Source organism: uncultured Clostridium sp. (assembly GCF_947072515.1).
Lineage (GTDB): Bacteria > Bacillota > Clostridia > Clostridiales > Clostridiaceae > Clostridium.
The window spans coordinates 15,818-35,199 of sequence record NZ_CAMTIG010000006.1; the positions used below are offsets into that span (position 1 = coordinate 15,818).

A 19,382-nucleotide genomic window follows, 5' to 3' on the forward strand; every position below is an offset into this window, starting at 1 on the left:
TATATCTTAAATTTGGTATTTTTTGTATAATTTGTTTATAGTGCTTTTTAAGGAGGTCTTATGAACAATAAAAAATCTATTATCGATAAATTTTTTAGTCCTTCTGTTAAAAATCCTTTTAGCAGACTTCACTTTATTCTTTCAATACTTATAGGAATTCTTTTTATTAAAGACTCTTTTAGAATTATTTTTAATACTGGATTTTCTGAACAAGGTTTTAAGATTATCTTTGCATTAAGTTTAGGTATGTTAAGTCTTTTAAATGCACTTAGTATATTCAAAGCAAACAATTTCAAAATTTAACCACCAATTCAAATTTAAATCCTTTAAGTATGATAAAATAATTATAACTTTTTATGTAAAGAATAGACTATATGAGGTGATTCAAATGAAAAAAATTAATGAGTTCGTAGAAATAAAAAATAAAAATGATGAAAATGCAACACATCACGAAGTCCAAATAAATAATGAAAATACAGAAAAACTTGAAGCACACAAAAAAACTCTTTTAGAAAAATATTTTGATAAAATTAATGAAGATGAAATGAAAAAAGGAAATGATAGTATTTATAAAGATACAAAAAAATCACACCTTCTTATTCCAAGAAATGCTGTTGAATTACAAACTTTAATAAATGACCTATGTACTCTTTTCAATTCATAATAAAATAATTTAATTTAAATTTTATAAATCTAAAATTTTTTTTAGAGATTTTTAAAGATTTAATCTATATCTACTAAATTAATTTAACGCTTTTTATTAATTTAGTAGATATTTTTATTTATATTTTTCTGAAAATTTAGAATATTAAAAATAGTAAGTTGATTTTTTATTTTTTTGTACTATACTAAAGATATATTAAATATATTTTGATTTTGAAGGAGGTTTTTATACTATGAAAAAATTATTTAAATGTTCAGTTTGCGGATATGTTCACGAAGGAACTGAACCCCCTAAGAACTGCCCTAAATGTGGAGTTACTTCTGATAAATTTGTTGAATTAAGTGAAGAAGATTCAAATAAAATTTATCGTTCGGATAAAACAAACTCTATTCATGCTAAAATAATTGAACTTTCTGATAAAATCGTAGCACTTAGTTTAGCAGGCATAGAGGATAACTTAGATCCTGCTTGTGTTTCAGCCTTTGAAAGAGCTAAAAATCAAGCTTGGATTACAAAACAAATCTCTAAAGCAGAGATAGAATCTCACATGAAAAAAGGTAAATGGTAAATCCTAAACATTAATAATAAAAAGCCCTCAGTAGTAAAATTACTGCTGAGGGCTTCTATTATTTAATTATTTTCACAATACTCTATAATAGCTTCTGCAACTTCTTTAGCATGATTTACTGCATGCACTACAGTCTTAGCTCCTGTAACAACATCTCCTGATGCAAATACAGCTTCTTTTGTAGTTCTTCCTTGATCATCTGTAATCACAAGTCCCCACTTATTAGTTTGAAGCTCTTTATCTCTTGATGCTATTGTATTTCTTGGTTCTTGGCTTATTGCTATTATTGTAGTATCGCATGGAATAAAGCTTTCTTCTTCTAACATTTTAGTTTGTATTCTTCCATCTACTTCAATATTTTCAGTTTTTACAACTTTTAACCCATCTTCTGAAATTTCTATTGGAGCTTTAAATAAATCAAATTCAACTCCATCTTCTTTTGCCTCTTCTATCTCCTTATTTGTAGCTGTCATTTGTTCAAAGCCTTTTCTGTAAACTACATAAACATGATCAGCTCCATTTCTCTTTGCCACTCTTGCTGCATCCATTGCAACATTTCCTGCTCCAATTACACAAACCCTTTTTCCTAAATTATATACTTCTGGTGATTTTAAATAATCTATTGCATAATGTACGTTTCCTAATGTTTCACCTTTAATATTTAATCTTTTAGCATTCCATACTCCAGTTCCAATAAATATTGCCTTATATCCGTCTTCTAATAATCCCTCTAGGTTTATTACTGGTCCTATCATTATGTTTGGTCTAATTTGAACTCCTAATTGCACTAATTTATCTGAAATTGAATCTACCATTGAGTTTGGTAATCTATATTCTGGAATTCCATATCTTAAAACTCCACCAATTTTATCATGTGCTTCAAATATTGTTACTTTATAACCTTTTCTCGCAAGAATAAATGCAATAGTTATTCCTGCTGGACCTCCACCTACAATCGCTACTCTATCTTTTGTTCTAAGTCCTTTTTCGAATTTTACTTTTTTAAGGTATTCTCCTGAAATTTCTTCCTCAATTTCATAGAAATGAATAGGTTCTCCCTTAATTCCTCTTATACAACTTCCTGCACACTGCTCTTCATGTGGACAGACAATAGCACAAACTGCTGATAAAGGATTATTTTCAAAAAGCATTTCTCCTGCTTCTTCTACTTTTCCTTCTCTATATAAGCTAATTATTTCTGGAATTGGTGTATTTATCGGACACGCTTCCTTACATCTTGGTTTTTTGCATAATAAACATCTCTCTGCTTCTTCATTTAAAAATAAACTCTTCATACGATTCTCCTTATTAAGATAAGTTTAATATCTTATCTCCTCCTACTTAAATTCTTTTTATAATTATTTTTTATCACTTTCCGTATCTTTTGTCTATCCTTGAATTAATTTCAACTATATTTTAATTTATACCATGTTCTCATCTCTATGTACTAACTTCTTATTCTTATAATGTAATATTACTATTCGTAAATATAAATTTTATTTATTTAAATTATTCTAAAATAAAAGGAGATTGCTTAATGCAATCTCCTTTCAACTCCTAAACTCTCATATCTGGATTAGCTGATTGTAGCTTTCCAATTCCTATAATTAAGCACGCAATCACTAATGCTGCAATTGAAATTGGGAAAATCAATGATCCATGATTATTTGTTATTAAATATCCACCAATTAAATTACTTATTATTTGAGGTATACATAAAAATATATTGTTTATTCCCATATATTCACCTAGTTTTTCTCTTGGTGCAACTACTGGTATTAGTGCATAGAATACAACTTGTAACATTGCATATCCAAGTCCGTAAACTATTGTGAATACCCATAATCCAGTTAAACTTTTTACATTCCATCCAATAAAGAATGATGCTCCAAACACTATACAAGCAATAAGTGTGATTATTTGTTTATTAAATCTATCACACCACATTCCAATAAATATTGAAAAAATTACTCCCATTGCTGTAAACCCTACTAAAGCATAACTTATATCCGCACTAGAAAAACCGTTTACTTTTGTATAGTAAGGAATCCAAAATGGCATTATAAATCCATATCCTATATAGAAGAAAAATGCACACATAAACAATTTCATAGCACTTTTATTCTTTAAAAATTCAAGACTTAACTTTGTTGGTTTCACATGTCCTGTTGTATCTTCTTTTATAAAGAAAGTTACTATTAAAATAGGAAGCATAACTGCTACTATTACAGCTAAAAATGGTAATGATTTAGATATTTCAAAAAGTTTAACTCCTAAGAAAAATACTAAAACTCCACCTACTCCAAAGAATAATTTCCCAAACCCATTTACCATTCCAATCTTATCTGGTGTAACAGCTTCTGGCATCCAAGAATAATAAGCTCCTTGTGCAAAGTTTAAAGATGCATAAATCATAAAAGCAAAAATAAACATCAAAATATATTCTGTAGAAAATCCTAACAAGAATAATGAAATCGCCCCAATTATTCCTCCTAGCAATACCCAAGGCTTTCTTTTTCCAAAACGTCCATTAGTCCTATCACTTATTGCTCCACCTAATAGAGGAAAAATCATACCTGTTACAGGTGCCATTGTTACTAAAAGTCCTAATTTAAATGCTGATGGTGTTACAGTTTTAACTAAAAGCGGTACTACGGTACTATTCATATTCCAAGCTATACCTAATCCAATACTAGGTAACGCTATTAAAAATGGTGTTAATATCCCTTTCTTTTTCATGGATCTCTTCTCCTTTTATTAAATTAATCTTTTAAAAAACAACTCCTGATTTTAAAATTATATTTGCATAAGGTGTTTGTTCTCCTGTTCTTATAACAGCTCTACAATCTTTTAAATCTCTTTTTAATTCTTCATGTGATATAAATGTTATTTTTACTTCTCCAATCTCTTTTTTTATTTCTTTAAAAAGGCTTGGACTAACTTCTTTTGTTTCAGTTGCTATTAAAACTTCTTCAATTTGAAGTTCTAAAAGAACTGCTTTTAAAGTATCCATAAATCTTGGTAAATTTTTAATTAATGCTAAATCAATTCTTTGAACTCCCATAGGTATAGGTAGTCCGCAATCCCCTATTGCTAAAGAGTCTGTATGCCCCATTTGTGATATTACTGTTCCAATTTCATTGTTTAATAATTGTGTTTTTCTCATAATAAATTACTCCTCTCCATATATGTCTATTATTTCTTTTAAAGTTGGTATTGAAGGTTGTGCACCCTCTCTTTGAACTGCTATTGATGAAACTTTATTTCCAAAAGTAACAGCTTCTTTTAAGTTTTCAAAATCAAAATTTTCTATATTTAATTTATAACTTAATCCACCTATAAAACTATCTCCAGCAGCCGTTGTATCTACAGCATTAACTTTAAAAGCTTTTACTAATTCTGCTTTTTCTTTTGTTATTATTGCTGCACCTTTTTCTCCTAAAGTAATAATTGCTATCTTTATTCCATTTTTCAATAATTTATGTCCTGCTATCTTAGCAGTTTCTAAATCATTAACTCTCACACCTGTTAAAATTTCAGCTTCAGTTTCATTTGGAATTATAATATCTGTAACTTTCAATAATTCGCTTTCTATCTCTCTTGCTGGTGCTGGATTTAAAATAGTTATTTTTCCATATTCTTTAGCAATACTAAATGCTTTAATAGTCATTTCTTCTGGTGTTTCAAACTGAGCTATTAAAATATCACTTTCCTTTATTGTTTCTCTTGCACAATCTACTTCTTTATTCTTTAAATTCATATTAGAACCTGAAATAACTACTATTGAATTTTCACTTTTTTCATTTACCGTAATCATTGCCATTCCTGTTGGATGCTCTGCATCTTTAAATATTAATTCAGTATCTATTTCTTCTTTATCCAATAAACCTTTTAAAATTTCTCCATTATCATCTTGTCCAATTTTCCCAATCATCGAAACTTTATTTCCGCATCTTTTTGCTGCAACCGCTTGATTTGCACCTTTTCCTCCAGCTATCTTTTCAAAAGACTTAGAAAGTATTGTTTCGCCTGCTTTTGGCATATCTTTTACTTTTATAACCAAATCCATATTTATACTACCTAGTACACATACTTTATTCATATATTTACACCCCTATTTCTTACAAATTTAATTAAACCGTTTTAGTAAACCGATTTACTAATTCTATAAATTTATAATACATTCTTTGTAAACGTTTATCAATGTATTTATTATGAATTTTTTGTTAACCATGTTGTTGAATTATTTTTTATCATATTATTTGAATCTACAATAATATCTTATTTGATAGTAGATTTATGTTATAATCTTAAAAGAATTATTTTTGAAGGGAGCTACGTTAAATGGCTAGTAAATTCTATCTTGAAAAACTAAGTAAAAGAGCTAAAGCAGAACAAGGAAGACCTTGGATTTATACAGATGAAATTAAAGAATATGATGGTGAATACAAAAATGGAGATATTGTTGAGGTTTATAATCATAAACATTACTTCATAGGTAAAGGATACATAAATGATGCTAGTAAAATTGCTATTAGAATCATGACAAGAGATATTAATGAAGAAATAGATAAAGAATTTTTTAGAAAAAGATTTAAAGCTGCATGGGAGTACAGAGAAACTGTTATAGATACTTCTTCTTGTAGATTTATATTTGGTGAAGCTGATTTTTTACCAGGTCTTACAATAGATAAATTTGAAGATTATTACGTAATTCAAATTTCAACTTTAGGTATGGACCAATTTAGAGACATTGTAGTTCAAGTATTAGTTGAAGATTTCAATGCTAAAGGTGTATATGAAAGAAGTGATCTTAGAACTCGTGAAATTGAAGGTTTAGAACAAAGAAAAGGTTTCTTAACTGACGAATTTGATACTAATGTCCAAATTGTAGAAAACGGTGTTAAATATATAGTAGATTTAGAAAATGGTCAAAAGACAGGATTTTTCTTAGATCAAAAAGAAAACAGAGCTGCTATTCATAGAATTTGTAAAGATAAAGAAGTTTTAGACTGCTTTACTCATACTGGTTCTTTTGCTTTAAATGCTGGTATTGCAGGTGCTAAATCTGTTTTAGGAATAGACGTATCACAACATGCTATTGATTGTGCAACTAAAAACTCTGAACTTAATAACCTTCAAGATACAGTTAAATTTGAATGTCATAACGCTTTTGATGTTCTTGCTGACTGGTCAAGAGAAGGAAGAAAATTTGATGTAGTTATTTTAGATCCTCCTGCATTTACTAAATCTAGAGGAACTGTAAAAGGTGCTACAAGGGGATATAAAGAAATTAATCTTAGAGGAATAAAAATGGTTAAAGAAGGTGGTTTCTTCGTAACTTGTTCTTGCTCTCACTATATGGCTGAAGATCTTTTAAGAAAAACTATTGCAGATGCTGCTCATGATGCTCATAGAAGTCTTAGACAAATAGAGTTTAGAACTCAATCTTGTGATCACCCAATTTTATGGAATTCTGATGAATCTTATTATTTAAAATTCTTTGTATTCCAAGTTGTATAAAAAAATTAAAAAAATATTTTTAAGGATACCACTTATAGCCTAAGTGGTATCCTTTTCTTTCATTTCAATGGTTTGATAGATTTCAGAGTATTTTGGTATTATTAAATAATTATTATTAAATAATAAATGTTTACATTTTATTCATTGATTACCTTTTAATTATATTGTATTATTAATTCATAGATTACGAATAATTATTATTAATTAATAATTCAGATTTAAGGAGGAATATACAATGAATAATTTAAAAGGTACTAAAACTGCTGAAAATTTAATGAAAGCTTTTGCTGGTGAATGTCAAGCAAGAACTAGATATACTTACTTCTCAAGCACTGCTAAAAAAGAAGGATACGTTCAAATTTCTAATATCTTTATGGAAACTGCTGAAAATGAAAAAGAACATGCTAAAAGATTCTATAGTTTCTTAAAAAACGATTTAAATGGACAAGCTGTTGAAATAACTGCATCTTATCCTGTTGAGTATCCAGAAGATACTAAAACTAATCTTTTATTTGCTGCTGCTGGTGAACATGAAGAAGAAGCAGTATTATACCCTGAATTTGCTAAAATTGCAGATGAAGAAGGTTTCCCAGAAGTAGCTGCTTGCTTTAGAATGATTGCTAAAGCTGAAATTGCTCATGAAACTAGATTCAAAATTTTAGCTAAAAACATTGAAGATAATCAAGTATTTAGCAGAGAAGCAAAAGATACATTATGGAAATGTGAAAACTGTGGTTTCATTTTCGAAGGACCAGTTGCTCCTGAAAAATGTCCTGCTTGTTTACATCCTCAAGCATATTTCTCAATTTGGAAACAAACTTATTAGTTAAAGTTTATATAAACAAAAAAATCACAAGAGATGGATTTTCTCTTGTGATTTTTTATTATATACTACTTTTTGTTTCTTTTACTAATTCCTTTTGTTCTAACATAGAAAGTCTTTTTACTTTATCAATTTCTAAATTTAATTTTTCTGCAATTTTACTTCCTAATTCCGAATTAACTTTATAAAATAAAGCTATTTGCCTATATTGAACATTTTCTTTTATATTACACATATGATTTACTATATTTTTTATTAATGTCTCTTTTCCTTCATCATTTAATACCCTTTCATAAAAAGCTCTTGGTTGTATAAAGTCTACATCCTTTATTTCTCTTATATGTCGTGCAACCGTTCCTGTTATAGGTACTTCTGGTGGCGCAAATTCCTCATCTGTAATAATATCCATCTCTCCATTTGGATAATAATTAATATCTTTTTCCTCATAATTTGTATAATTTGCTCCATCCCTCTGCTTAGTATTTATTTGACAATTTTTTGTTTGATTTACCGGTATATTATTCACATTCGCTCCTAATCTATACCTATGTGCATCACTATAAGATAATAATCTGCCTTGTAATAATTTATCTGGTGAAGGAGCAATTCCTGGAACCAAATGACTTGGTGCAAAGGCTGCTTGTTCCACATCTATAAAAAAGCTCTTAGGATTTTCATTTAGTGTAAATCTACCAACTGGCATTAATGGATAATCTTTATGATACCAAACTTTAGTTATATCAAATGGATCAAATTTATATTCTTCTGCTTCTTCTGGTGTCATCATCTGAATATACATAGTCCAACTTGGATATTCTCCTCTTTCTATGGCATTAAATAAATCTTCTGTTGCATAATCCGGATTTACTCCTGCTAATCTATCAGCTTCCTCTGCTGATAAATCTTTTCTTTTTTGATCTGATATAAAATGATATTTTACCCATACATATTCTTTCTTTTCGTTATACCACATATATGTATGACTAGAGAATCCATTCATATGTCTAAATCCATCTGGTGTTCCATAATTGGTAAATATAAACATAAATTGATGTATTGTCTCTGGATTTAATGATGCAAAATCCCAAAATGCATTATGATCTTTTAAATGAGTTTTTGGATTTCTTTTCTGTGTATGTATAAAATCTGGAAATTTTATTGAATCTCTTATAAAAAATATAGGAGTATTATTCCCTACCATATCATAATTTCCTTCTTCAGTATAAAACTTTAAAGCAAATCCTCTTGGATCTCTTGCAGTATCTGCTGATCCAAGTTCTCCACCTACTGTTGAGAACCTTGCAAACATTTTTGTTTTCTTACCTATTTTTGATAAAAATGCTGCTCTTGTATATTTTGTAACATCATGAGTTACTTCAAACTCTCCATAAGCTCCTGCCCCCTTTGCATGTACTACCCTTTCTGGTATTCTTTCTCTATTAAAATGAGCTAACTTTTCTACTAGATGTACATCTTGAATAAGTCCATATCCTTCATTTGTACCAATAGAATTATTATCATCTGTAACAGGATTTCCTGTAGCTGTTGTATATATATTTTTCTTCATAATATTCCTCCTCATTTCTCTCTACTATTATTTATTCCAATTCTCAATTTATAATATTCTCAATTCTATTTTTTAAATTCCACTTGCCTTATATAACTACTTTTTCTTTAATTTTCTTCTTATAACTTATTTTTTTTAAGAAATACTAATAATGTTAAAATTTTTTTATTTAAGGAGTGGATTATATGAAAAGTTTAAAAGGAACTAAAACAGCAGAAAATCTTATGAAAGCTTTTGCGGGTGAATCTCAAGCTAGAAATAGATATACTTTTTTTGCTAGTGTAGCTAGACAAGAAAAATATCATCAAATAGCTAATATTTTTCTTGAAACAGCTGAAAATGAAAGAGCTCATGCTAAACGATTTTATAAATTCTTAAAAGATGACTTACAAGGTGAACAAATTCATATAGAGGCAGAATATCCTGTAGAACTTCCTGAGGATACTAGAACTAATCTTTTATATGGTGCTCAAGGTGAGCATGACGAAAATACTAATTTATATCCTGGTTTTGCCAAAGTTGCTGAGGAAGAAGGTTTTCCTGAAGTTGCTGCTTGTTTTCGAATGATTGCTAAAGCTGAAGTTGCTCATGAAACTCGATTCTTAAAATTAGCTGAAAATATAAAAACTGAAACTGTATTTAAAAAAGATGCTAAGGATACTCTTTGGAAATGTGGTGTATGTGGATTTATCTTCGAAGGTCCTGAAGCTCCATTAAAATGTCCTTCATGCCTTCACCCAAGGGAACATTTTGAAATTTTCACTGAACCTTACTAATCAATAATCATTATTATATAATAATTAACATTTTATTCATTGATTTCTATGCTAAATTTAGTTATTATATATACATACAAACGGATAACTATTATTAAATAACATCTCTTCACTATATAATGTTTATCCGTTTATATAAGGAAAAAATGCATTTAGACGTGCATGATTAAAACTCAATATTGATTTAATCCTAGAATATCCCTAATATATATGAAATTTAAGTTGCATAAACTTTTAAAATATTAATGCTACTATCTTAAAAGTTTACTAAGCATATTGCTCGTCCCCTTTGTTTTATTTCATATATATTTCTAGAATTAAATTACTACATTCATAAATTAAATTCTCACAAAAAATAACTTAGAGTACGATTTAATTAAACTCCATAAAAATTATATCGCTCAAAATGAAAAATGCCTCAAATCTGAGGCATTTTTTATTTTGCTTTTATTACTCCATCTTTATATCTAGGAACTAAATCTATAATATCTTTTTCCATGCAATATTTAATATCTTCAAATAAGTTTAATTCTTTCATTCTTCCATAATGTTTTGCTTTAGAAATAAAACTTTCTATTCCTTTATTATTTTCATAAATATATTTAGCAGTCTTACTTATATCTGTAAGTACAATTTTATTTGTAATCTTTTCTATTTCAAAAATAATATAGCCTGTACATATAAAATCATCCATAGTAAATTCTCCATCAGTACCTGCATTTATTATTATCACATCCTCATTCTTCTCTGCTAATGCTTTTGCTATTGCTTTCCCATTTAATACAGATGCGATATAAATCTCTTTTGCATTCTTTGCTTTTGTTAATGCTTTTGTTCCGTTAGTAGTTGTCATTAATACCGTTTTTTCTCTAACTATTTCACTTGTGTACTCTAACGGTGAATTACTTAAGTCAAACCCTTTTATTTTTTCTGCATTTCGTTCTCCACCTAATATGCAATTTTCTCTTCCAAGCTCTGTAGCTTTTTCCATTAATTCTTCAACTGTTAAAAAAGGGATTATTTCTTTACATCCATTTTTTAATGCTGTTGTCATTACAGATGTTGCTCTAAGCATGTCTATTACCACAACATTTTTTCCTTTTATATAATCCTCATTTATATATTCCGGTGCAATTATAACGTCAATTTTCATTTTATTTCATCCTTCCCCATAATTATTCCATCTTAAATAGGGGTTATTTTTCAATAACCCCTAACATTTATTTTTTGAAATTTTTCCCTTGATATATATCGTTATCTATAAATGCTTTATCAATTGCATTTAAAACTTCCCATTTTTTAAGACTCCACATAGGTCCTATAAGTAAGTCTCTTGGTGCATCTCCTGTTAATCTATGAACTACCATTTCTTCTGGTATCATAGTAATTGCTTTACAAAGTGTATCTATATACTCATCTTGTTCCATAAGTTTTAATCCACCTTTTTCATAAAGACTAACAAGTGGAGTACCCTCCATCAAGTGAAGCAAATGAAACTTTACGCCAGTAGACTCTGTATGTGCTACAAATTCTACTGTTTTTAACATATCTTCTTGAGTTTCTCCTGGTAATCCAAATATACAATGTGTTACAAAATCTATATTTCTTCTTTTAAGCCTTTCAATAGCATCACTATAAACTTCAGTATCATAACCTCTATTTATTTTTCTACCAGTCTTATCTGATACAGTTTGAAGCCCAATTTCTACCCATACATATAGCTTCTTATTCATTTCTTCGATTAAATCTAATACTTCTTCATCTAAACAATCAGGTCTAGTTGCTATCGCAAGTGCTACTACACCTTTTTGTTTTATTGCTTCTTCATATTTTTCTTTTAATTCATCTATTGGTGCATATGTATTTGTATATGCTTGAAAATATGCAATATATTTGCCTTCTTTCCACTTCTTATTCATCATTTCTTTAACATCTTCAAATTGCTTTGATATTGATATTAATCTATTTCCTGCAAAATCTCCTGATCCTCTTTCACTACAAAATGTGCAACCACCTTTTGCAACTTTACCATCTCTGTTAGGACAAGTAAATCCTCCATCTAAAGATATTTTAAAAACTTTTTCACCAAACTTTTCTCTTAAAAAATGGTTTAGATTATTATATCTTTTACCATTCCATTCTTTAGTCATAATTTCCTCCATACTATAATTCATTTTTATTATAATATATCATATTGCATAAATAGTAACCACCTTAAGTCCTATATTTTATCTATAGTCTTTTCTTTCAAATCAACAATATATTCACCTAAAAGCTCTTGATGTATTCCATTAACTTCTGATTTTTTATTTACAAAAAGTAAAATATCTGATTTTATTGAAGTTACATATTCAACTGTATATCTATCTGGAGGAAAAGTTTCATTTAAATTTAAAGGAAGTAGGTCGCCATCTGGTAATTCATAGATATTCACTTGTGATGAATTATCTTTTCCTATATATTGTACAATAAGTGAATTAGCTTCCTCAGAAAAAGTAAGTTTTTCAATTTTAGAATCCTTCAATAAGTCAAAGTAAGCCACTTTTTTTGCTACAGGTTTTCCAAAATCTTTTTTCAAGTCTGATTCTGATATTTCTTTACTTCCCCCACTTGCTGTACTTATTATATTATTTGAAAATGCAGCTTTTGCATTTTCCATAAAAGCAACACCAATAAAACAATCTTTATCATTAGTAGTACTAAAAGCTATAAAGTTCCCATTAAAACTAGTTCCAATTTTATCAAATTTATTTAATGGAATCTTTAAATCTTCAACTTGAACTTTATCTTTTTTCACATATATTTTTCTAGGTAAATCATCTAATGTTACAACAACTTCACTCTGAGCTTCTTCTGCAGTTAAAATTTCTAATGTATTTCCTGCTACAGATATTTCTTTCTTCATAGTTCCTTTAATTTCTGTTATTCTGTAATCTTCATTTTTATCCTCTTTAACCTTAAAAAACCACTTATCTAAACTACAAAAACCATCTAAGTCTCCTCTTATAACACTTGCTTCAACCCAAATCCCATCATTAGAACTTATATCATTTTCTATATTAAAATCTAGAATTTTTAAATCTTTATTTATATTTGCCTTATCAATTATTGATTTACTTAAAACTTCATCAGCTCCATATAAATCACCTTTTTGTATTCTAAATAAATATTGCTCTACTTTATTAATAGCTATTTCTCTATCTCCTACACTCTCGCTCTCTATATATATTTTATTACAACCAACTAAAATAAACATTACTATAGCTAAAATCATAACTAACCATTTCTTCATTAAATCCACTCCTTAAAATGCACTAAAATTAGTTTTCCTTATAATATTTACCTTATTCATTCTTATTTAGAATATTCTTTCCATTTTACTTATATATTATTGAGAATACTAATTTTTAAGGAGTTTTATATAATGAAGAATTTCTCTAAAATTTTTCAAATTGCAGCCGTTTTTATTGGAACCATAGTTGGTGCCGGACTTGCATCAGGTCAAGAAATAACACACTTTTTCACTTCCTTTGGACCAGCTAGCTTTATCTTTATAATATTCTGTGGAATATTTTATATAATAATTGGTTCAATTATTAGCAAGATAAGTAGCACTAGGACCTTAAATTCATATAGTGATTTTATTCACCTTATAAGCCCTAATTTTTTTGGTAAATTAACAGGGGTAATAACAACATTTTATCTTATATCTAGTGCTTCTATAATCCTTGCTGGAAGTGGTGCCTTAATTTCTCAATTTTCAGGTATCCCTAAGTTATTTGGAACTTTTCTAATGATAGTTGTTGCTATATTCTTTTTATATCGAGGTACAGAGGGTCTAATCGAAATAAATTCTTTTATAGTTCCCACATTATTATTTACCGTAACATTAATTACTGGTCTTTATTTATTTTTATGCCTAGATAATATAAACTTTTCTATTCTTTTAGAAAGTTTTCCTAAAAAGAATGATAGCTTAACTATCTCAACTATTCTTTATGCAGGCTATAATATTCTTTGTTGTTGCGGTGTACTTGTTCCTTTATGTACAAATATAAAAGATCATAAAATAATGAAAAAAGGTATTATACTTGGTGCTGTAGGACTTACACTTTTATCATTGATGATAAACTTTTTACTTATTATTAATGTACCTTATATCTTTAAATATGAAGTACCTCTTCTATTTGTAGCTAAACGTTTTGGGACCGTTATTCAAGCCTTACTTCTTATAGTAATTCTTATGGAAATGTTCTCTACAGAAGTTTCTGACGTTTATTCTATAAGTAAAACATTAGAGCAAACTTTTAAAATTCCATTTAAAAAAGGCGTTCTTTTAGTTTTAGCCATTGCTTTTCCAATATCTCTTATTGGATTTGGTAATCTGATTAAGACTCTATACCCTATATTTGGATGCTTAAGTCTTATTTTTGTATTTTGTTGTATTAAATATTACATCAAACACTTAAAATAATAGGGACTGTCTTAATGACAGCCCCATTTTCTTTATCCATTTAATTCAGCTATTTTAGTTACTCCTACATAAATTTCTGATATTTTATACCATGTTGCATAATCCACAACACCTGTTTTCGGTAGTCCAAAAATCCCTTGAAAAACTTTTACTTGTTCTGCAACCTTGGATCCATAAACTCCATCTACAGCCACTTTGGGTATCAATGGGTAATTAATAGATATTCTATTTAAAAATTGTTGTATCGTCCTCACCGGCGCTCCACTCGCTCCTATATTTATAGAATATCCTGGGTATGATTCTGGTATTCCATTAACTTTTTCAGCTGTTGAAAGTTGAATATTATTTCCATAATAATATCTTAATATTTCAAAAGCTGTTTTTCCTTGATCTCCTAAGTCCTTACTTCCCCATTGGCTTAGCCATTGTGGACATTTAACTGTAGTTCCACTACAATACTGTGTTAAAAGCGGTTGTTTTCTTCCTATTCTTTTAATGTATGTTGAAAAAATTTCATCAACTACTACACTTATACTTTCATAAATCGTTCTTCCATAACTAAATGCATGATCATATGCAGTTGAGTTAGTTATATCAAATGAATACCCTTTAGAACGATACCATTCGGTATATATCCTATTTAAAGTAAATGATATTATACAAAATACATTTGCTTCTATAGTATTTTTAGGCCATGTAGAATAAATTTCTGATGATGCTACATTTTTTATATAATCTTTGTAAAGAACTTTATGGTTTTTTCCTCCTGATGAAGGTACTCCTTCATGTACTACTATATATTCTGGAACAACAGGTTTAGGTAATACTACCCCACTTGAAGGCGGCGGTAATTTTTTCAGCTCATCTTCTGGAATTTTAGGTGGAAAGTTTCCATAAAGCCTATTATCTAAAACTATTATAGTTTCTGGAGTAGTTATATTTTTTTTATTTTCAGTCATATTAACTTTTTGATAGGCTATTTCATCAGGATAAATTTGACATCCATTAATTATAAAATCATTGAACCCTTCCCTTTGAATTTTTATATCATATGTGCTATAGGGTGTCTTTCCATCCGGTGTCTGTGAATTTTTTCTTGGTGGTGCATCTAGTTCTATTGTTCCTGTTAAACCTAATGAATCAGTTTGTAATATAATATTTCTGGATCTTTTTTTTGATGATCTTCCAGTAGGTGTTACTATTGCTTTACACCCCTCTAGCGGTATATAATCATCTCCTTTAAAGCACTGTATTTTTAGCATTCCTTTATCAGGCATAATAAATTCTCCTTATAATTTCTCTTATAGCTAATCTATTCTTCCTATCTAAATTTGTGATTTAATTTTTAGGCTTTCTCACATATAATCCATCCACATCATACATGGTAAACATATCTCTATATTTTTCAGCTCTTATACTATCAAAAACTCCTTTCATATCAATCATTCCATATCCCCATTCCTTATTAGGATACGTATCTCCAACTCTCATTTTTGCTCCTCGTATAAGATAAGTTTTCATTTTAACTGAATACATAGTTGGATCATTTCCATCAACTATCCCCCATTGCATTAATAATGCTGCACATCCTGCTAGTACTGCTCCTCCAATAGATGCCCCACTAGATACTTGCGTGCCTCCTCCCGGAGTTATTGTTACTGCATCAATCCCTCCAGCTACAATATCTGGTTTTACTCTTCCATCTCTTGTATATCCTCTTCCTGATTTACTAACTGTTGCGGTATTATTTTGATTATAATAACCTGCTACTATAGCATTTCCACTTGTAGAAGGCATTTCTAATGTACAATATTGACTTGAATTTAAAAATTTCGTTCCCGCTGCTATTAAACTTCTTTGAGGTAACCAAGAGTCATATCTTCCATCAACTATATAATCGCCTACAAGCTTAAATTGCCATATTCCTTCTTTTAAATCAGTCGCTTGTATTCTTATAACCTCATCACCTGTAATTTCTTCTGGAATCAAATATTGAATAAACATTTTAGTTCTCTCAAAAACAAACTTTATTTCTTCTACTTGCTTTAATTTAGCTGGCATTTTTTCTATTACTTCTCCAGATGGAGAAACAATTCCTAAAGATACTTTGTCAGGTTTTCTAAACCAAATCTCAAAATTCAATTTACTTTGATTTTTATCTACCATAAGTTCAATGGTCTTTGTATCTCCACTTTCTTTTAAAATTCCTTCCGTATGTGTATCCTCATTCCCCTCATTTCCTGTAGATGCCACTACTACAACGCCTCTTCTTTTAGATAAATCATCTATATATCTTTCTATTATGGTTTTTCCATCATGTGAGCCTATATTAGTTCCTAATGGAATATATAAAACTGCTGGTTTTAATTTTTCTCTAGCAACATCTAAAATATGTCTTATTCCCAGAAGTATATCTGCATTTTCATATCTTCCTGTTGACTCTCCCAAAACCCCTGCCTCATCCAAATAATTTTTTGATGCTTCTTTAAGTTTTACAATTGTAAATAAACATTCCGGTGCTGCTCCTATCAAATTTGGATCCTTCCCTCTTGCACCAATTATTCCTGCTACCATAGTTCCGTGTCCATTTTCATCTTTGCTCTCAACAATTGTATATGGATCTTTTCCTTGTGTTTTTGTCATTAATGCATTATTAATTACTTCCTCACTATAAACTTTTCCATAATCTCTCCATCCAATCTTTTCTCCTTTAACTGTTTGATCCCACATAGATACTATTCTCGTTGTATTATCTTCATTTATAAATTCCCCATTTAAATAATCAATTCCTGTATCTATAATTCCAACAATAACATCCCTTCCTGTAAGGGATAGATATGGATTATTATTAAATAAATATGCCCCTGACGCTTCAACTGGTGATATTCTATTTAATGTATATACTGGTGAGCTTTCTACATAAACAATTTCTTTAACATTTTTCAAAATGTCTTCCATATCATCATAAGGTGCTTCTATTACTGCTGTTCTTTCATCTAAAATCAATAAAGTTGTTTCTTTATATTTTGCTAATACCTTTTCTATTTCCCCATAATATTCAACTATTTTTCTTGCTCTATACATTCTTTTTTCACCCCTCATATTAGATTCTCCAAGCAAAATCTCAAAAGCTTTACTTGCACAAACTACTCCATACCCCCAAATAGAATTAGGATACACTTCATCTGGTCTATCACGCTTAGCACCTTTAATAAGATAATTTTTTATTCTTTCTCCAAATAAAAATCTATCATTATTTTTAACTATTCCCCATTCTGTAAAAAGAATTGTTACTCCTGCAACATGTGGTGATGCCATAGATGTTCCTGTCTTTGTATCAAATCCATCTGGAATTAAAGATAATACATTTTCCCCTGGTGCTATAAGTTCTGGCTTCACATCTGAAGATAGGAATAATTCTCCTCTTCCACTAAATGAAGAAATATTATTCATTATATTATTGTAACTACCAACTGATATTACATTTCTTACTGTTGCTGGAATTCCTATTGTAAAAAAAGGATTTGGCTCTAAAAACTTAGTTTCTGGATTCAGCCCTTCCTGTATTGGTAACCATATATTATATTTACCTTTAGAATTATTTAAATTTTTTATTTTAAACGTCCATTTTCCATTAAGAACATTCCCTTTAGCTCCTACAATACTCAACAAAATTTCTCCTGTTAAATCAAATGGTTTTGCACCAGAAACATAAAATAAAATTTTATCTCCATCTATAACAAATTCATTGTATCCCTCTTTTAATATCAAGAAGCCAGTTGTCTTTCCTGTAGGATTTATTACCTCTATAGCTATCTCTGTTAATATATCGAAATACATAGATAACGTTATAGATTCCTCACCTTCAGCTATATTAAAGTCTATACTCTGCTCTATTCTTAAATCTCCACCTACATGGTGCGATGCACTACCTTCATTTCCCGCTGCTACAACAATTGTAATCCGCTCTAATTCGCAAACTGTTTGTATATATTTTTCTAAAAGAGATCTCCCATTATGTGCTCCATCATTAGTACTTAAACTTAAATTAACTACTAATGGCATTTTTAATTCTTTAGATTTATCAACTAAAAATTTTAATCCTCTCATAATTTCAGTACTTATACTAAACTTTCCCCTTGTTGCCTTAACCATCATAATTGATGATTTTGACGCAATACCGTACTTATCTTTAGGAATTTTCCCACCTGCACAAACTATTCCCGCTACATGTGTTCCATGTTGTATCAAATCATAAGACTTCACTATACTATCTGGGTCATCAGATTTTAAAGCTAAATTTATTTGTTCTTTATTATAAATTTTATTTAATTCTAAATCCCAAATATACTCTATTCTTGTAGTTCCATCTTCATTTTTAAATCCTGGATGTTTATAATCAATTCCTGTATCTACAAATCCTGCTAATACTCCTTCTCCATAAAGATCATATGTTTCTTGTATTTCATTAACACAAATACTTCTATTACTATAAAAATCACTTGTATATAAAGTTTTAGGAAGTTCTAAGTATTGAAAAGTTTCAAGAGTTTTAAGTTCATCTATTTTATCCACAGAAATTTGGATTATTCCATATCCATATCCTAAATTTTCATACTTTCCGCCTATTTTATCCATAGATTGTGATATTTTATCCACATTATCCCCACTAATACCCACAACTTCGATTATTTGTTGTGCATCTTTCGTATTAACTTGTTTAAAAAAATTGATTTTACCAGCTAAATTTCTATTCTTAATCTCATTAATAAAATTTAATTTCCCATCTAATTTATTATAGTTAATAAGCCATTCCCCCTTCATAATCCTCATGCTATAATATGTTTTAATTTTTGAATTGCTAATCTATATCTTCTCATCTTAACTATTTAATTGAATTAATATAAAAAATTTTTTTATTTTTTAAAACCACTCTTAGGGCAGTCATACAGCAAAAGTTATCTATGTTTTTTTTATATAAGTCATC

17 protein-coding genes are annotated in these 19,382 nt (G+C 28.9%); 7 read left to right on the forward strand and 10 right to left on the reverse strand.

Annotated elements, in window-relative coordinates; all coding sequences use genetic code 11:
• Nucleotides 1–60 precede the first annotated feature (60 nt).
• The 3 genes from Q0W06_RS03635 (at nt 61) to Q0W06_RS03645 (ending at nt 1,232) form a co-directional block, all read left to right on the forward strand.
• A complete protein-coding gene (locus Q0W06_RS03635) occupies nt 61–303 on the forward strand; it encodes a hypothetical protein (protein WP_297631536.1) in 243 nt (80 codons plus the stop codon).
• Between the two features lie 85 nt (nt 304–388).
• Nucleotides 389–664 (forward strand): hypothetical protein, encoded by a 276-nt coding sequence (locus tag Q0W06_RS03640; RefSeq protein WP_297631539.1) that lies wholly within the window; start codon nt 389–391, stop codon nt 662–664.
• Nucleotides 665–896: 232 nt separating this feature from the next.
• A complete protein-coding gene (locus Q0W06_RS03645) occupies nt 897–1,232 on the forward strand; it encodes a rubredoxin-like domain-containing protein (RefSeq protein WP_297631542.1) in 336 nt (111 codons plus the stop codon).
• Nucleotides 1,233–1,294: 62 nt separating this feature from the next.
• Here Q0W06_RS03645 and Q0W06_RS03650 read toward each other — a convergent pair whose 3' ends face one another.
• The 4 genes from Q0W06_RS03650 to rbsK form a co-directional block, all read right to left on the reverse strand.
• Nucleotides 1,295–2,527: an NAD(P)-dependent oxidoreductase gene (locus Q0W06_RS03650; RefSeq protein WP_297631544.1), complete on the reverse strand. Its 1,233-nt coding sequence runs from the start codon at nt 2,525–2,527 to the stop codon at nt 1,295–1,297.
• Between the two features lie 262 nt (nt 2,528–2,789).
• The gene (locus Q0W06_RS03655; protein WP_297631547.1) at nt 2,790–3,971 is read right to left on the reverse strand and encodes an MFS transporter; all 1,182 of its coding nucleotides are present in this window, start codon (nt 3,969–3,971) and stop codon (nt 2,790–2,792) included.
• A 31-nt stretch (nt 3,972–4,002) separates the two neighbouring features.
• Nucleotides 4,003–4,398: a D-ribose pyranase gene (gene rbsD, locus Q0W06_RS03660; protein ID WP_297631568.1), complete on the reverse strand. Its 396-nt coding sequence runs from the start codon at nt 4,396–4,398 to the stop codon at nt 4,003–4,005.
• A 6-nt stretch (nt 4,399–4,404) separates the two neighbouring features.
• Nucleotides 4,405–5,334, reverse strand: a complete 930-nt coding sequence (gene rbsK / locus Q0W06_RS03665) for a ribokinase (protein ID WP_297631571.1) — start codon at nt 5,332–5,334, stop codon at nt 4,405–4,407.
• A gap of 242 nt (nt 5,335–5,576) precedes the next feature.
• Here rbsK and Q0W06_RS03670 point away from each other — a divergent pair, with 242 nt between their 5' ends.
• Both Q0W06_RS03670 and rbr (Q0W06_RS03675) read left to right on the forward strand, forming a co-directional pair.
• A complete protein-coding gene (locus Q0W06_RS03670; RefSeq protein ID WP_297631573.1) occupies nt 5,577–6,755 on the forward strand; it encodes a class I SAM-dependent rRNA methyltransferase in 1,179 nt (392 codons plus the stop codon).
• 235 nt (nt 6,756–6,990) lie between these two features.
• Nucleotides 6,991–7,581, forward strand: a complete 591-nt coding sequence (gene rbr / locus Q0W06_RS03675) for a rubrerythrin (protein WP_297631576.1) — start codon at nt 6,991–6,993, stop codon at nt 7,579–7,581.
• Nucleotides 7,582–7,639: 58 nt separating this feature from the next.
• Here the strand turns inward: rbr (Q0W06_RS03675) and Q0W06_RS03680 are convergent, their stop codons facing one another.
• The gene (locus Q0W06_RS03680; protein ID WP_297631578.1) at nt 7,640–9,145 is read right to left on the reverse strand and encodes a catalase; all 1,506 of its coding nucleotides are present in this window, start codon (nt 9,143–9,145) and stop codon (nt 7,640–7,642) included.
• 185 nt (nt 9,146–9,330) lie between these two features.
• Between Q0W06_RS03680 and rbr (Q0W06_RS03685) the strand changes: the two genes are divergently transcribed.
• Nucleotides 9,331–9,921: a rubrerythrin gene (rbr, locus tag Q0W06_RS03685; RefSeq protein WP_297631580.1), complete on the forward strand. Its 591-nt coding sequence runs from the start codon at nt 9,331–9,333 to the stop codon at nt 9,919–9,921.
• A 436-nt stretch (nt 9,922–10,357) separates the two neighbouring features.
• Here rbr (Q0W06_RS03685) and Q0W06_RS03690 read toward each other — a convergent pair whose 3' ends face one another.
• The 3 genes from Q0W06_RS03690 to Q0W06_RS03700 all read right to left on the reverse strand — a co-directional run bounded on the left by Q0W06_RS03690 (nt 10,358) and on the right by Q0W06_RS03700 (nt 13,213).
• Nucleotides 10,358–11,074, reverse strand: a complete 717-nt coding sequence (locus Q0W06_RS03690; protein WP_297631583.1) for a 2-phosphosulfolactate phosphatase family protein — start codon at nt 11,072–11,074, stop codon at nt 10,358–10,360.
• A 67-nt stretch (nt 11,075–11,141) separates the two neighbouring features.
• On the reverse strand, nt 11,142–12,071 hold the full coding sequence (locus tag Q0W06_RS03695; protein ID WP_297631586.1) for a TIGR01212 family radical SAM protein: 930 nt from the start codon (nt 12,069–12,071) through the stop codon (nt 11,142–11,144).
• 71 nt (nt 12,072–12,142) lie between these two features.
• A complete protein-coding gene (locus Q0W06_RS03700; protein WP_297631588.1) occupies nt 12,143–13,213 on the reverse strand; it encodes a hypothetical protein in 1,071 nt (356 codons plus the stop codon).
• A 129-nt stretch (nt 13,214–13,342) separates the two neighbouring features.
• On the opposite strand from Q0W06_RS03700, the gene Q0W06_RS03705 reads away from it, so the two are divergent.
• Nucleotides 13,343–14,395, forward strand: a complete 1,053-nt coding sequence (locus Q0W06_RS03705) for a transporter (RefSeq protein ID WP_297631735.1) — start codon at nt 13,343–13,345, stop codon at nt 14,393–14,395.
• A 32-nt stretch (nt 14,396–14,427) separates the two neighbouring features.
• Here Q0W06_RS03705 and Q0W06_RS03710 read toward each other — a convergent pair whose 3' ends face one another.
• Complete coding sequence (locus Q0W06_RS03710; RefSeq protein WP_297631591.1) at nt 14,428–15,672, reverse strand: peptidoglycan-binding protein; 1,245 nt, start codon at nt 15,670–15,672, stop codon at nt 14,428–14,430.
• A 61-nt stretch (nt 15,673–15,733) separates the two neighbouring features.
• On the reverse strand, nt 15,734–19,219 hold the full coding sequence (locus Q0W06_RS03715; RefSeq protein WP_297631593.1) for a S8 family serine peptidase: 3,486 nt from the start codon (nt 19,217–19,219) through the stop codon (nt 15,734–15,736).
• Nucleotides 19,220–19,382: the final 163 nt, after the last annotated feature.